This window comes from Reyranella sp. GW821-FHT14A01, from assembly GCF_058803965.1.
Genome location: NZ_JBXAPM010000006.1, coordinates 234,565 through 248,470 on the forward strand (window position 1 = coordinate 234,565; position 13,906 = coordinate 248,470).

The following is a 13,906-nucleotide window of genomic DNA, read 5'->3' on the forward strand; positions in this document are numbered from 1 at the left end:
TTCGGTCTCCTCAGCCGTTTCCGGTCGCCCGCCGGATCGCCGACGCGATCGCGGCGCTGTCGAAGCGGCGCCAGCGGGCGGCGATGTAGCGGTCGGGACGAACGAGATAGGTCGTCCCGGGCCTCGCATCGTAGCGCTGGCGCGCCAGCCCGTCGCCTGCAATGCAGACGCCGCTCGCGCCGGGCGGGAGATCCGTCAATGGCGCCTCGCGATCGGCAAAGGTCAGCACTGTGAAGTCCGCTCCCAGCCGATCGATGAGCCATCCCTCTCCCATCGGCGCATCGAGCATCGCCCGGCCCGGTGCCGGTCCGCGTGTCCAATCGGTATCGGCGTCGGCCGTATCGAGCGGCGAGCCGGCCTGTCCGGTCGGCACCGACAGGCGGCCGCTGTTGATCAGCGCGCGGGCGAAGGGAAAGTCTCGCGCCAGCGCGAGCGTGGCATCACGGAAGGCGCGCGAGGCCGGGAACTTCGGCGTGATGAAGTCCGTGCTGCGCGTCGAGTTCAGGATGTTCTCGCGCGCCGCCGCGCGGCGCTCGCTGCAATAACTGTCGAGCAGCGAAGCGGGCGCCGTCTTGTGAAGGATCATCGCCAGCTTCCAAGCGAGGTTATCGACATCGGCGATCGCGCCGTTGCCGCCGCGGGCACCGAACGGCGAGACCACGTGCGCGGCGTCTCCGGCAAAGATCACCCGCCCGTGGACGAAGCGCTCCATCATGCGGCAGGTGAAGGTGTAGACGCTGGTCCATTCATGCTCCCAGTGCGCTTCAGGACCGAACATCTGGCGGAGGCGCCGGTCGATGTTCTCGGGCTTCTTCTCCTCTTCCGGATCGGCATCGGGACCGAGCTGGAAATCGACCCGCAGCACATTGTCGGCCTGGCGGTGCAGCAGGACGGAGTTGGTCGGATGGAACGGCGGATAGAACCAGAAGCGCCGTTCCTTCGGCAGCTCGCTCAAAAGCCTGATGTCGGCGATCAGGAAGCGGTCATGGAAGACCTCTCCCGGATAGGGCAAGTCCATCAGGTGCCGCACCGTGCTGCGCACGCCGTCGCAGGCGACCAGCCAGTCGGCATCGAGTAAGTAGCAGCCGTCCGGCGTCTTGACCTTGACCGTTACGCCTTCGTCGCCGGGCGCAACGGCAACCACCTTGTTGCGGAAACGCAGCTCGACCAGGGGCTCGGCGAGGCAGCGTTCGTAGAGATACTCCTCCACGTAATACTGCTGCAAATTCACGAAGGCCGGAAACTTGTGGCCAGGCTCGGGCTGCAGGTTGAAGCGGAAGACCGGCCTGTCGTGGAGATAGAGTTCGCCCTGTTCCCAGGTGATCCCCTTCTCGACCATGCGGGCCGCGATGCCGAAACGGTCCCAGGTCTCGAGACTGTGCTTGGCCTGGCAGATCGAGCGGCTGCCGAGGCTCACCGTGTCGTCCTCGTCGAGCACGACCGACGGCACGCCACGCTGTGCCAACGCCAGTGCGAGAGTCGGCCCTGCCATGCCGGCGCCGACGATCACGACCGGCCGGTGCGCGCTTCTGCCGTCGAGTTCAGGCGGTTTGACGTAGGGGTAGTGGCGGTAAGTGTAAGAGCTCATGGGAGCGCGCCACTCCAGTGGCGCTCATGATGCGCCACTGGAGTGGCGCGCTCCAAGGCGAGCATCGTCACTCGGCCTTTTCGAGCGCCGCCCACATCTCGATGTCGCGTTCGGCGGTCCAGATGCGCGGATGGTCGAGGCCCTTGGCCTCGTCGTAGGCGCGCGACACGTCGAACGGCATGCAATGTTCGAAGATCACCCAGTTGCCGTAGCGCGGCTGCAGCGCGGCCATCGCCTTGTCGTAGGCCTGCTTCAGCGAGTCGCCGCTCTCGGCACTCTTCTCCACAACCTTGTAGAGATCGCTCAGGAAGGCCTGCGTTCCGGCGATGCCTTCCTCGACGGGCCCCTCGCCGATCAGCGCGTCGCCGCGGCCGGGCACCAGCGCCTCGGCCTTGAGGTCGCGCAGCTTCTGCAGGGTCTCCGGCCAATCCTTGTAGTGCGCATCGCCGCAATAGGGCGTGGCGCCGTATTCGACGAGATCGCCGCTGAACAAGGTCCGCTCCTCGGGCAGCCAGACGATCGTGTCGCCTTTGGTGTGGCCGCGGCCGGCATGGATGATGTCGACCTGCAGCTTGCCCAGCCACAGGGTCATGCGGTCGTTGAAGGTGATGGTGGGCCAGGTCAGGCCGGGAACGGTCTCCGCCGCCTGGAACAGGCGCGGGAAGCGCTGAAGCTCGGATTTGTAGTCCTGCGCGCCGCGTTCGACGATCATGTCGCGCGTCGCCTCGCTGCAGATGATGTGTTCGGGGCTGTAGCCACTGGCCCCCAGCACGCGGACGGCGTGATAATGCGACAGCACTACGTATTTGATTGGCTTGTCGGTGACGGTGCGGATGCGCTCGATCACCTGCTCCGCCATCTTCGGCGTCGCCTGGGCGTCGATCACCATCACCGCGTCGTCGCCGACCACAATGCCGGTATTGGGATCGCCTTCCGCCGTGAAGGCGTAGGCGTGCTCCGAGAGACGGCTGAAGGTGATCTTCTTGTCCGTCATATCCGCCTGCGAAGCGAACGCCTTGGCCATCGTCATCCCCCGTTTCTGGTTGCCGTGAACCTATGCAGCGGGCAGGCGGGAAGTCAAAGCGGGCTATTCACAGGTCCCTGTTACAGCGGCGATCAGTCGGTTCCGTATTTGTGATAGCCGCCGCGGTCGCCGGTGCGGACCGTGACCTCGAACGTGTCGTTGTCGCGTTCCATCTTGAGCTTCACCACCGAGCCCGCCGGGCCGATCGCCCAGAGCTTGCGATAGAAGTCGCCGACATCGTCGAGAACCTCGCCGTTCAACATGTGCAGGATGTCGCCGCGCTGCAGGCCGGCGCGGTCGGCCGGTCCGCCGTCGGAAATGCCGCCGACCACGAGCTGGCCCATATGCTCGACCGTGTAGAGGCCGAGCCACGGGCGCGGCGGGGTCGACAGGCGGCCGGTGGTCACCAGCTCCTCGAAGATCGGCTTCAGCCGGTTGATCGGCACGTACATGTTGCCGGGAAATGCCGGCGACCCGGGACCCAGCGCCTCCTGCACCAGCAGCGAGCCGACACCCAGCAACTCACCCTCCAGGCCGATCAGTGCCGAGCCGCCCCACAGCGGATAGGCCGGCACGGTGAAAATGGCATTGTCGAGCAGGTACTCCCAGTAGCCGGCGAATTCGCGCCGGCCGGCGACCTTGACCTTCAGCGCCGCCTTCTCGCCGCCCAGGCCCGCGACATAGGCCTCGCCGCGCAAGGACAGGGTATCGGAATCGCCGAAGCGCATCGGCTTCTGCGGGATCGGCACCTCGGTCCGCACCAGGCCGAAGCCGCTTTCATAGTCGTAGCCGACGATGCGCGCGGCCAGTTCGTTGCCATCGATGTCGGTGATGGTGACCGTGTCGGCTTCCATGATGAGATAGCCGATGGTGAGGACCAGTCCCTCCTCGTCGACCAGGATGCCGTGACCTTCACGCTCCGTGCCCAAAGTCTGGGCCGAACGGCGGGTCTCCGGGATCGTCGTCCTGACGCCGACCACGGCCGGCAACGCCGCCGCGACCAACGGCGGCAGGTTCGAACCACCACCGGGAGTCCGGGCGATCACGCCCTCTTCGCCGGGCGGCGGCCAATGGCCAGCGCCGTTTGCGGAACCGTTCAACCCTCGGGCCATCCGCTTTACCTCCGCGCGCACCAAGCGCGTCCACAGTCTCAAAGATAGGCGTCCGCCGCCCCGATTGCTATATGACGGTTCATGGCGCCCCCCGCCGATCCGTTCGAAATCACCGATGACCCCGTCCCGGCCGATCCCATGCCGGCGCGGCGCGCCGTTGCGTCCCTGGCCCATCTCGACGGGCTGAACGACGAGCAGCGGCAGGCCGTAACGCATGCCGGCGGGCCTTTGCTGGTGCTGGCCGGCGCCGGCACGGGCAAGACCCGCGTGCTGACCACCCGCATCGCCCACCTTCTGATCACCGGCCAGGCCCGGACGTCGCAGATCCTGGCCGTCACCTTCACCAACAAGGCGGCCCGCGAAATGCTCGACCGCGTGGCGAGCCTGATCGGCGGCGCCGCGGACGGGATGTGGCTCGGGACCTTCCACGCCATCGGCGTGCGCGTCCTGCGCCGCCATGCCGAGCTGATCGGGCTGAAGAGCAATTTCACCATCCTCGACACCGACGACCAGACGCGGCTGATCAAGCAGCTCCTGCAGGCGGAGGGGATCGACGACAAGAAGTGGCCGGCGCGGATCCTGTCCGGGATCATCCAGCGCTGGAAGGACCGCGCGCTGACGCCCGAGAAAGTCTCAGGCGACGAGGCGGGGGAATTCGCGGGCGGCCGGGCGGCCGACATCTACCGCCAGTACCAGGAGCGCCTCGCCGAGGTGAACGCCGTCGATTTCGGCGACCTGGTGATGCATTGCGTCACCCTGTGGCAGAAGCATCCCGACATCCTGGCGATCTATCATCGCCGCTTCCGCCACATCCTGGTCGACGAATACCAGGACACCAATGTCGCCCAGTATCTCTGGCTGCGGCTGCTGGCACAGGGCACGGAGAATGTCTGCTGCGTCGGCGACGACGACCAGTCGATCTACGGCTGGCGCGGCGCCGAGGTCGGCAACATCCTGCGCTTCGAGAAGGATTTCGCCAACGCCACCATCGTGCGGCTGGAGCGCAACTACCGTTCGACGCCGCACATCCTGGCCGCCGCCTCGCATCTCATCGCCCATAACGAAGGCCGCCTCGGCAAGACGCTGTGGACCGACGCCAAGGAAGGCGAGCGCATCTCGCTGCGCGGCGTGTGGGACGGCGACGAGGAAGCGCGCACCATCGGCGAGGAGATCGAGGCGCTGCAGCGCGACAAGCACCGGCTGGCGCAGATCGCCATCCTGGTGCGTGCCGGCTTCCAGACCCGCGAGTTCGAGGAACGCTTCATTACGATGGGCCTGCCCTATCGCGTGATCGGCGGGCCGCGCTTCTACGAGCGCCAGGAGATTCGCGACGCGCTGGCCTATTGCCGCGTCACCATCCAGCACGACGACGATCTCGCCTTCGAGCGCATCTACAACACGCCGCGCCGCGGCCTGGGTGAATCGGCGCTGCGCACGCTGCGGCTGATCCAGCGGACGCAGAAGATCTCTCTGTTCGAGGCGACGCGGCGGGCGCTCGAGACCGACGAGCTGAAGGCGCGGCCGCGCAAGGCGCTGGGCGACCTGATCCGCAACTTCGAGCGCTGGCGCGCCATGCTCGACGGCATGAGCCATGTCGAGGTGGTCGAAACCATCCTCGACGAGTCGGGCTACTCCGACATGCTGCGCCTGGACCGCTCGCCTGAAGCCGAGGGCCGGATCGAGAACCTGAAGGAACTCGTGAACGCGCTGCAGGAATTCGATTCGCTGCCCGCCTTCATGGAGCATGTCGCGCTGCTCACCGACATGGCGTCGCGCGACGACACGGACATGGTGAGCGTGATGACCCTGCACGCCGCTAAGGGGCTGGAGTTCGACACGGTCTTCCTGCCGGGCTGGGAGGAAGGCCTGTTCCCCAACCAGCGCGCGCTCGACGACAAGGGCCTGGCCGGCCTCGAGGAAGAGCGCCGGCTGGCCTATGTCGGCCTGACGCGGGCGCGCAAGCGGGCCTATGTCTCCTTCGCCGCCAACCGCCGCGTCTTCAACCAGTGGCAGGCCGCCATCCCGTCGCGCTTCCTGCGCGAACTGCCCCAGGCCCAGCTCGCCGAGAGCAGCGATGCCGGCCTCTATGCGACTTACTCCGCCGGTCACCATGGCGGCCTGCGCGACCAGGCCAGCGGCTTCGAATATGAGAGCCTGGGTGTCCCTGGCCGGCGCGGTCGCTATCGCGACGAGACCGCCGACGATCGTCGCGCCACCGAGGGCGACCGGGTCGACCTCAGCATCGGCCAGCGCGTCTTCCACCAGAAATTTGGCTACGGCCGCATCGTCGCCGTCGACGGCAACAAGCTCGATATCGAATTCGAGAAGGCCGGCCCCAAGAAGGTGCTCGACAGTTTCATCGAAGCAGCCTGAGAAAGAATCACAGGAGAGAAACGCCATGTTCCGCCGCTCTGCCCTTGCCCTCGGTTCGGCCCTGGGTCTCGTGCTCGTTTCCGGCGCCGGCTTTGCGCAGACCGGCAAGGTGACGGTGGTCACCTCGTTTTCCAAGGATGTCACCGACCCGATCAAGAAGGCCTTCGAGAAGGCCGTGCCGGGCGCCACGCTGGAAGTGCAGAACCGCAACACCAATGCCGGCGTGAAGTTCATCGAGGAGACCAAGGGCAACAACCAGGTCGACCTGTTCTGGGCCTCCGCCCCCGACGCCTTCGAGGTGCTGAAGGGCAAGAAGCTGCTGTCCGCCTACAAGCCCAAGGCCGCCGGCATCGCCGAGAAGGTCGGCTCCTATCCGGTGAACGACAAGGACGGCTTCTATTCGGGTTTCGCCGCCTCGGGCTACGGCATCATGTGGAACGAGCGCTACGTGAAGGCCAACAAGCTGCCGGCGCCGAAGGAATGGCAGGACCTCGCGCAGGCGCCCTACTTCGACCATGTGTCGATCTCGGCGCCGTCGCGCTCGGGCACGACGCATCTCACGATCGAGACGATCCTGCAGGGCGAGGGCTGGGACAAAGGCTGGCGCACGACCAAGGACATCGCCGGCAACCTGCGCACCGTGACCGATCGTTCGTTCGGCGTGCCGGAAGCGGTGAACTCGGGCCAGGTCGGCTACGGCATCGTGATCGACTTCTTCGCCTTCTCCTCGCAGGGCGCTGGCTTCCCGGTGAAGTTCGTCTATCCGTCGGTGACGACGCTGGTGCCGGCCAATGTGGGTGTCGTCGCCAACGCCCCGAACAAGGCCGGCGCCGAGGCCTTTATCGAGTTCCTGCTCTCGCCCACCGGCCAGGAAGTGCTGCTGGAACCGACGATCCGCCGCCTGCCGGTGCGCCCCGAGACCTATGCCAAAGCGCCGGCCGACTATCCCAACCCGTTCAAGGACAAGAACCTCCAGGGACTCCTGACCTTCAACGCCGAGCTGTCGGAGAGCCGCACCGCCGCCGTCGACACGCTGTTCGACCAGCTCATCACCTTCCAGCTCGAGCCGCTGAAGGCGGTGACCAAGACGCTGCACGAGGTCGATGCGGCGCTGAAGCAGAAGGACAATGCCCAGGCCCGCGCGCTCGCCAAGGAAGCCCGCGACCTGATCGCCGCCATGCCGATCACCGAGGCCCAGGCCGCCTCGCCCGAGATCAAGGCGGCGTTCACCGGGGCCAAGGAAAAGTCGGCGCGCCAGGCCGAGCTGGAGCAGCAATGGGCCGCCTTCGCCAAGGAGAAGTACGCCGCCGCCAAGGCCAAGGCCGATGAGGCGCTGAAGCTGACGCGCTGATCGTACCTGCTTCCGGCGAGTCGCTTTGCGATTTACAGAAACGTTGTCATCCCGAGCGAAGCGAGGGACCTTTGTCCTGCTTGAGGAAAAGTCCCTCGCTTCGCTCGGGATGACACCGTTTATTGGACTCTCACTGTGCTTCCATTGAAGACAGGTAAGCATTGATGGCCCTCGCGGGAACGCGCTCTCCGGGCCAGGTCGCGCTCGCCCTCGCCATTGCGCTCTTCCTCGGCATCTTCCTGCTCGTGCCGGTGGCGACCGTGGTCTACGTCGCCTTCACCGAGAAAGGCGGCGGCGGACTCACGCTCGTCAACTTCCTCGACTTCGGGCGCACCGAGCTGTTCGTGCGTTCGTTCTGGAACTCGGTCTACGTCTCGGGAATGACGGTCGTGTGGGCATCGGCCCTGGCTCTGCCGCTGGCCTATCTCACGACGCGCTTCGAATTCCGCGGCGCCATGCTGGTGCAGACCCTGGGCTTCCTGCCGCTGATCATGCCGCCCTTTGTCGGCGCGGTGGCGATGCAGCTCCTGTTCGGGCGCAACGGCTCGGTGAACCTGCTGCTCGACGAATGGTTCGACTTCAAGATCGGCTTCATGGAAGGGCTGAACGGCGTCATCTTCCTGCAGTCCATCCACTATTTCCCCTTCATCCTGGTCAACCTGTCGGCGGCGCTGCGCAACATCGACCGCAGCATGGAAGAAGCGGCGCAGAACCTGGGCTCGCACGGGCTACGCCTGTTCCGCCGCATCGCCTTGCCGCTGGCATTGCCCGGCTACATCGCCGGTGCCAGCCTGGTCTTCGTGAAGGTGTTCGACGACGTGGCGACGCCGCTGCTGCTCAACGTGAAGGAGATGCTGGCGCCGCAGGCCTATCTGCGCATCACCTCGATCGGCATCGACGATCCGATGGGCTACGTGATCTCCGTCGTGCTGATCCTCGTCGCCGTGGCGACCATGTGGGCGACGGCCCTGGTCATGAAGGGCAAGGACTACGCCACGACCCAGCGCGGCGGCGGCGGCCTCGCCCGGCGCAAGCTGCGGCCGCGCGAGCAGGTGCTGGCCTATGGCGTCGTGATCCTGATCCTCTTTCTCGTGCTGGCGCCACATGTCGGGCTCGTACTGCTCTCCTTCGCCACCGTCTGGTCCTACAGCCCCCTGCCCGACGGCTACACGCTGGCCCATTACACGCGCGTGCTGGGCGACAGCTCGGTCTACATCAAGAACACGCTGCTCTATTCCGGCCTCGCGGCGGCCATCGACGTCGTGATCGGCGGCGCCATCGCCTATCTCGTCCTGCGCACGCGCCTGCCGGGACGCCAATGGCTCGACTGGGCCGCCAGCACCGCCCTCGCGGTGCCCGGCGTGGTGCTGGGCATCGGCTATCTGCGCGCCTTCTACGGTGTCAGCCTGCCCGACGGCACGCCGCTGGCGACCCTCTGGATCGTCATCGTGCTGGCCATCGCCATCCGCCGCCTGCCCTACGCGCTGCGCGCCGCCTACGCCGCCTTGCAACAGATCTCGGTCTCACTGGAGGAGGCCGCGGAAAACCTCGGCGCCACCAAGGCCCGCACGGTGCGGCGGGTCGTCATCCCGCTGATGACCGGTGGACTGCTCGCCGGCTTCGTCACCAGCTTCGCGACGGCCGCGGTCGAGCTGTCGGCCGTGCTGATCCTCGTGCAGTCCAACTCCGACGCGCCGCTGGCCTATGGACTCTACGTGCTGATGCAGACCCCGGCCGGACGCGGCGCCGGCGCGGCGCTGGGCGTGATCGCCGTGCTGATCGTGGCGATCTGCATGTGGCTGTCGCAGCTAGCGGTCGACCGCTCGCAACGCGCCCGGGGCCTCGATATATGACGGAGACGACCATGTCGCAGGCGCAAAAGGCCGTGGGCATCGAGATCACGGGCGTGAACCTTTCCTATGGCGCGACGCATGTGCTGAAGGATGTCGCCCTCTCGATCCGCCCCGGCGAGTTCTTCGCCTTCCTCGGTCCCTCGGGCTGCGGCAAGACCACCCTTCTTCGGCTGATCGCGGGCTTCGCGCAGGCACAGACCGGCAAGGTGTTGCTCGACGGCCAGGACGTAGCACCATTGCCGCCGTGGAAGCGCGACGTCGGCATGGTGTTCCAGAGCTACGCGCTGTGGCCGCACATGACCGTAGCGAAGAACGTCGCCTTTGGCCTGGAAGAGCGTCGCCTGCCGCGCGCCGAGATCGACCGGCGCGTTGCGCAGGCGCTCGAACTTGTGGGTCTCGTCGCCTACGCCGAGCGGCGGCCCGCCCAGCTCTCGGGCGGACAGCAGCAGCGTGTGGCCGTGGCGCGCACCATCGCCATCGAACCCAAGGTGCTGCTGCTCGACGAGCCGCTGTCCAATCTCGACGCCAAGATGCGCGTGAGCGTGCGCCGCGAGCTGAGGTCTCTGCAGCAGCGGCTCGGCCTCACGACGATCTTCGTGACCCATGACCAGGAAGAGGCCAACACGATCTGCGACCGCATCGCCGTGATGGATGCCGGCCGGGTCCAGCAGGTCGGCACGCCGATGGAGCTCTATGAAAACCCCGCCAATCTTTTCGTCGCGAACTTCCTGGGCTCCGCGAACATCCTCGACGAGCGGGCCGGCGTGCCCATTCCTTCCGGTAAACGCCTGGTGTTTCGGCCCCAGCATGCCGCCCTGTCGGCGCCGGAAAGTGCGCCCCTACGTGGTCCGGTGACTCACCGCGAATTCCTGGGCGCGACCGTGCGCTACGGCGTGCGCATCGGCGAAAGCGAAATCCTGATCGAGACGCCGTTCCAGTCCGGCAGCGAATTGCGCAGCGTCGGCGACCATGTGGGCGTGGACTTGCCACCCCAGCGCATGCTCTTCCTTCCCGCATGAATAAGGTACGCAAGGCAGGCTTCGTCGCCCCGGCGGTGCAGCGCGCCGACTGGGAAATCCTGCTGGAAGAACGGCTGGGCGAGGAAGGCTTCATCGTCGCGAGCTGCGAGGTCTCGCGCGACGGGCCGTGGCGCATCGACATTTTCGGCGAAGGGGACGAGGCGCTGGTCGAGACGGCAATCGACGCCGCGGCCGAGGCACTCGGCCTCGCCGTGCCGGACTGGCGCTGGGAAGAGCTGCCCGACATCGACTGGGTGGCCGAGAACCAGCGCTCCTTCCGGCCCTTCGCGGTCGGGCCTTTCTGGGTGCATCCGTCGCACGTCCCCGAAGGGCGGCCCGAGGGCCTGCTGCCGCTGCGCATCGACGCCGGCCTGGCCTTCGGCACCGGCACGCACGCCACGACGCGCGGCTGCCTGGAGATGCTGGCGACCCTCGATCCGGCGGAGACGGTCAACGCCGTCGATGTTGGCTGCGGCAGCGGCATCCTCGCCATCGCGATGGCCAAGCTCTGGAAGCGGCCGGTGATCGGCGGCGACAACGATGCCGAGGCCGTCGAGGTCGCGCGCGAGAATGCCGGGCTGAACGGCGTGCCCGAACTTTGCTCCTTCTTCGTGTCCTCAGGCCTGCAGGCCGACGAACTGTCGAGCCGTGCGCCCTACGACCTGATCGTGGCCAACATCCTGGCCGGGCCGCTGCTCGATCTCGCCGAGGTTTTCGGCGCGTCGGTCCACCCCGGCGGCCGCGTGCTGCTGAGCGGCCTGCTGGTCGAACAGGCGGCCAACATCCTTGCCGCCTATGGCCGCCGCGGCTTCGTCTTCGAGCGCCGCATCGACCTCGAGACGGGCGGCGCCTGGTGGCGCAGCCTGGTCCTGCGCCGGAACTGAGACCACAAAACGAAAGGGCCGGCTCTCGCCGGCCCTCGTACGCTTACGCTACGCTACTCAACAATCGGCTACGCCGCGCGGCGCAGGTTCTGGTTGGCCGCGGGAACCCGCTCGCCGGCACCCGCGAACTGCGGGGTGACGCCTTCAGCGGCCTCGCGGATCGCGAAGGTGATGTCGGCCCGGCACAGGCCGAGGTCCGACAGTTCGCGGTCGCTCATGCGGTGCAGCTGGGCCTCGGCGGCGCGCAGCTTCAGGTCGGCCTTGATCCCGCCGACGGCGCGATCATATAGGCGGCCGATCCACAGGATCGCGTCGCCCAATGCGTTCGCCAGCATCTCGGCACGCGCATAGCGGGCGCGGAGCTCGATCAGGCGGCGATCGTCAACGGTGAAGCCGAACTTGGAATTCGCGTTTCCCCCTGCCGGCGCAGTTTCGCTGGTCAGATCCTTAAAGGTCCGAATCGGCTGGGTCATCATGATAGTCTCCTTCTTTTGTGCGGCGCGATAGTTTTTGCTGCACCGCACCCGAGGAATATAGAGCGTTGGTTTACAAGGATAAGTGCAGACCCTGAACAGTCGCTATGCACCGAGCGCATGACGCATCATATTTTGGCATTTCGCACCTGCGAGAGAACAAAAATTGCTCAGTTTGCCTGAACCCAGTGCCGCGCGTAGGGTTTGAGAGACATGAGTTCCCCGCCCGACGACGTCCTCGCCCTTCTCCGCAAGCGCGGTCGCAGCGCCGACCCGGCCGCGCTCGATTCCCTGATGCGCGGCGTCGCCGCCGCCCCGGAAAGTCTGTCCGGGCCGGAATGGGTCGAGCTGATCGACCCCGATTCCGACGCCGAGATGACCCGGGCGCTGTCTGCGTGGCGGGCGGAGCTGGCCGGCGCCGACGATGGGCTGGAGGCCAGCCCCGCCCCGGCCGCGCGCCTCGCCGACCTCCGGGCCGAGCTGAAGCGGCGCGGCCTCGACGGTTTCGTCGTGCCCCGTGCGGACGAGCATCAGGGCGAATATGTGCCGCGGCGCTCGCAGCGGCTGGGTTGGCTCACCGGCTTCAGCGGCTCGGCGGGCCTGGCCATCGTGCTGGCCGACCGCGCGGCGATCTTCATCGACGGCCGCTATACGTTGGCCGTCCGCGACCAGGTCGACATCAAGGCCTTCGAGCCGCACCAGATTCCCGAGCAATCGGCCGAGCAATGGATCGCCGACAACCTGCCCAAGGGCGGCAAGCTGGGCTTCGATCCCTGGCTGCAGACAGCCGACGGATACGATCGCTTCGCCCGCGCCTGCCAGCGGGCCGGCGGCAGCTTCGTGCCGGTCGAGTCCAATCCCGTCGATAGCGTGTGGCACGGCCGGCCGCCGGCGCCGCTCGCGCCCGTGCTGCCGCACCCCGTCGAATTCGCCGGTGAGACCAGCGAGAGCAAGCGCGCCCGCATTGCCGAGACGCTCGCCTCGAAGAACGCCGACGTCGCCCTGATCACCGCGCCGGATTCGATTGCCTGGCTGCTGAACGTGCGCGGCGGCGACGTCCCGCGCACGCCGTTCGCGCTGGGCTTCGCGCTGATCCATGCCGACGGCCATGTCGACCTCTACATGGACCGCCGCAAGATCCCCGACCGCACCGTGTCGTGGCTGGGCAATGCCGTGACCCTGGCGCCGCCCGAGGAGCTGGGCAGCGCGCTCGACATGCTGGGCAAGATCGGCAAGCGCGTTCTGGTCGAGACCTCGACCGCGCCCTACTGGGCCGCGACGCGGCTGCAAGGCGCCGGCGCGACGCTGGTGCGCGACGCCGATCCCATCTCGCTGCCCAAGGCCTGCAAGAACGCGGTCGAGCTCGAAGGCATCCGCGTCGCGCATCGCCGCGACGGCGCCGCCGTCAGCCGCTTCCTGCAGTGGCTCGACCACAAATCAAGCACTGGAAGCTTACGCGAGATCGAGGTGTCGGACCGCCTGCAGGCGTTGCGCGAGGAAACCGGCAAGCTGCGCGACCTGAGCTTCGACACCATCTCCGGCGCCGGCGCCAACGGCGCCATCGTGCATTACCGCGCTTCCGAGGCGACCGAGCGCACGCTCGAGCCCGGCAGCCTCTATCTCGTGGATTCCGGCGGCCAGTATCGCGACGGCACCACCGACATCACCCGCACCGTGGCCGTCGGCACGCCCTCGCCGGAAATGCGCGACCGCTTCACGCGCGTCCTCAAAGGACACATCGCGCTGGCCAGCGCCCGCTTCCCGGTGGGCACGACCGGCTCGCAGCTCGACGTGCTGGCGCGTTACGCGCTGTGGCAGGTCGGCCTCGACTACGATCACGGGACCGGGCACGGCGTCGGCGCCTACCTGTCGGTGCACGAGGGCCCGCATCGCATCTCCAAGATGCCGAACTCGGTCGCGCTGCAGCCGGGCATGATCGTCAGCAACGAGCCCGGCTACTACAAGACCGGGGCCTACGGCATCCGCATCGAGAATCTCGTCGCCGTGAAGGAGGTCGAGATCGCGGGCGCCGACCGCCGCTACCTCGAATTCGAGACGCTGACTCTGGCGCCGATCCACCTCGCCTGCATTGAGACGGGCCTGCTGACCGAGACCGAGCGTCAGTGGCTCAACGACTATCACCGCCGGGTGCGCGAGACGGTCGGTCCCAACGTGGACGATGAGACCCGTGCGTGGCTCGCTGAGGCAACGCGGGCGATTTGACGAGGC

General features: G+C 67.0%; 10 protein-coding genes. 6 read left to right on the top strand and 4 right to left on the bottom strand.

The features are described from left to right. Positions 1 to 10: 10 nt before the first annotated feature. From AC1ROX_RS12460 to AC1ROX_RS12470, 3 genes are all read right to left on the bottom strand, one after another. A complete protein-coding gene (locus AC1ROX_RS12460) occupies positions 11 to 1,588 on the bottom strand; it encodes an FAD-dependent oxidoreductase (protein WP_493125907.1) in 1,578 nt (525 codons plus the stop codon). A gap of 67 nt (positions 1,589 to 1,655) precedes the next feature. Then, on the bottom strand, positions 1,656 to 2,612 hold the full coding sequence (locus AC1ROX_RS12465; protein WP_493125909.1) for an MBL fold metallo-hydrolase: 957 nt from the start codon (positions 2,610 to 2,612) through the stop codon (positions 1,656 to 1,658). Between the two features lie 92 nt (positions 2,613 to 2,704). Continuing rightward, positions 2,705 to 3,712, bottom strand: a complete 1,008-nt coding sequence (locus AC1ROX_RS12470; protein WP_493125911.1) for a S1C family serine protease — start codon at positions 3,710 to 3,712, stop codon at positions 2,705 to 2,707. 93 nt (positions 3,713 to 3,805) lie between these two features. Here AC1ROX_RS12470 and AC1ROX_RS12475 point away from each other — a divergent pair, with 93 nt between their 5' ends. From AC1ROX_RS12475 to AC1ROX_RS12495, 5 genes are all read left to right on the top strand, one after another. Next, positions 3,806 to 6,097 (top strand): ATP-dependent helicase, encoded by a 2,292-nt coding sequence (locus AC1ROX_RS12475; RefSeq protein ID WP_493125913.1) that lies wholly within the window; start codon positions 3,806 to 3,808, stop codon positions 6,095 to 6,097. A gap of 25 nt (positions 6,098 to 6,122) precedes the next feature. Continuing rightward, positions 6,123 to 7,448 (top strand): ABC transporter substrate-binding protein, encoded by a 1,326-nt coding sequence (locus AC1ROX_RS12480; protein ID WP_493125915.1) that lies wholly within the window; start codon positions 6,123 to 6,125, stop codon positions 7,446 to 7,448. A gap of 164 nt (positions 7,449 to 7,612) precedes the next feature. Continuing rightward, on the top strand, positions 7,613 to 9,301 hold the full coding sequence (locus tag AC1ROX_RS12485) for an ABC transporter permease (RefSeq protein WP_493125917.1): 1,689 nt from the start codon (positions 7,613 to 7,615) through the stop codon (positions 9,299 to 9,301). Further along, complete coding sequence (locus AC1ROX_RS12490) at positions 9,298 to 10,320, top strand: ABC transporter ATP-binding protein (protein ID WP_493125919.1); 1,023 nt, start codon at positions 9,298 to 9,300, stop codon at positions 10,318 to 10,320. The genes AC1ROX_RS12485 and AC1ROX_RS12490 overlap by 4 nt, the downstream gene beginning before the upstream one ends. Beyond that, on the top strand, positions 10,317 to 11,204 hold the full coding sequence (locus tag AC1ROX_RS12495; protein ID WP_493125921.1) for a 50S ribosomal protein L11 methyltransferase: 888 nt from the start codon (positions 10,317 to 10,319) through the stop codon (positions 11,202 to 11,204). The genes AC1ROX_RS12490 and AC1ROX_RS12495 overlap by 4 nt, the downstream gene beginning before the upstream one ends. A 68-nt stretch (positions 11,205 to 11,272) precedes the next feature. Here the strand turns inward: AC1ROX_RS12495 and AC1ROX_RS12500 are convergent, their stop codons facing one another. Then, entirely contained in the window at positions 11,273 to 11,680 is a 408-nt protein-coding gene (locus tag AC1ROX_RS12500) for a YjiS-like domain-containing protein (RefSeq protein ID WP_493125923.1), read from the bottom strand. 210 nt (positions 11,681 to 11,890) lie between these two features. Between AC1ROX_RS12500 and AC1ROX_RS12505 the strand changes: the two genes are divergently transcribed. Next, positions 11,891 to 13,900, top strand: a complete 2,010-nt coding sequence (locus tag AC1ROX_RS12505) for an aminopeptidase P family protein (protein ID WP_493125925.1) — start codon at positions 11,891 to 11,893, stop codon at positions 13,898 to 13,900. Positions 13,901 to 13,906 lie beyond the last annotated feature (6 nt).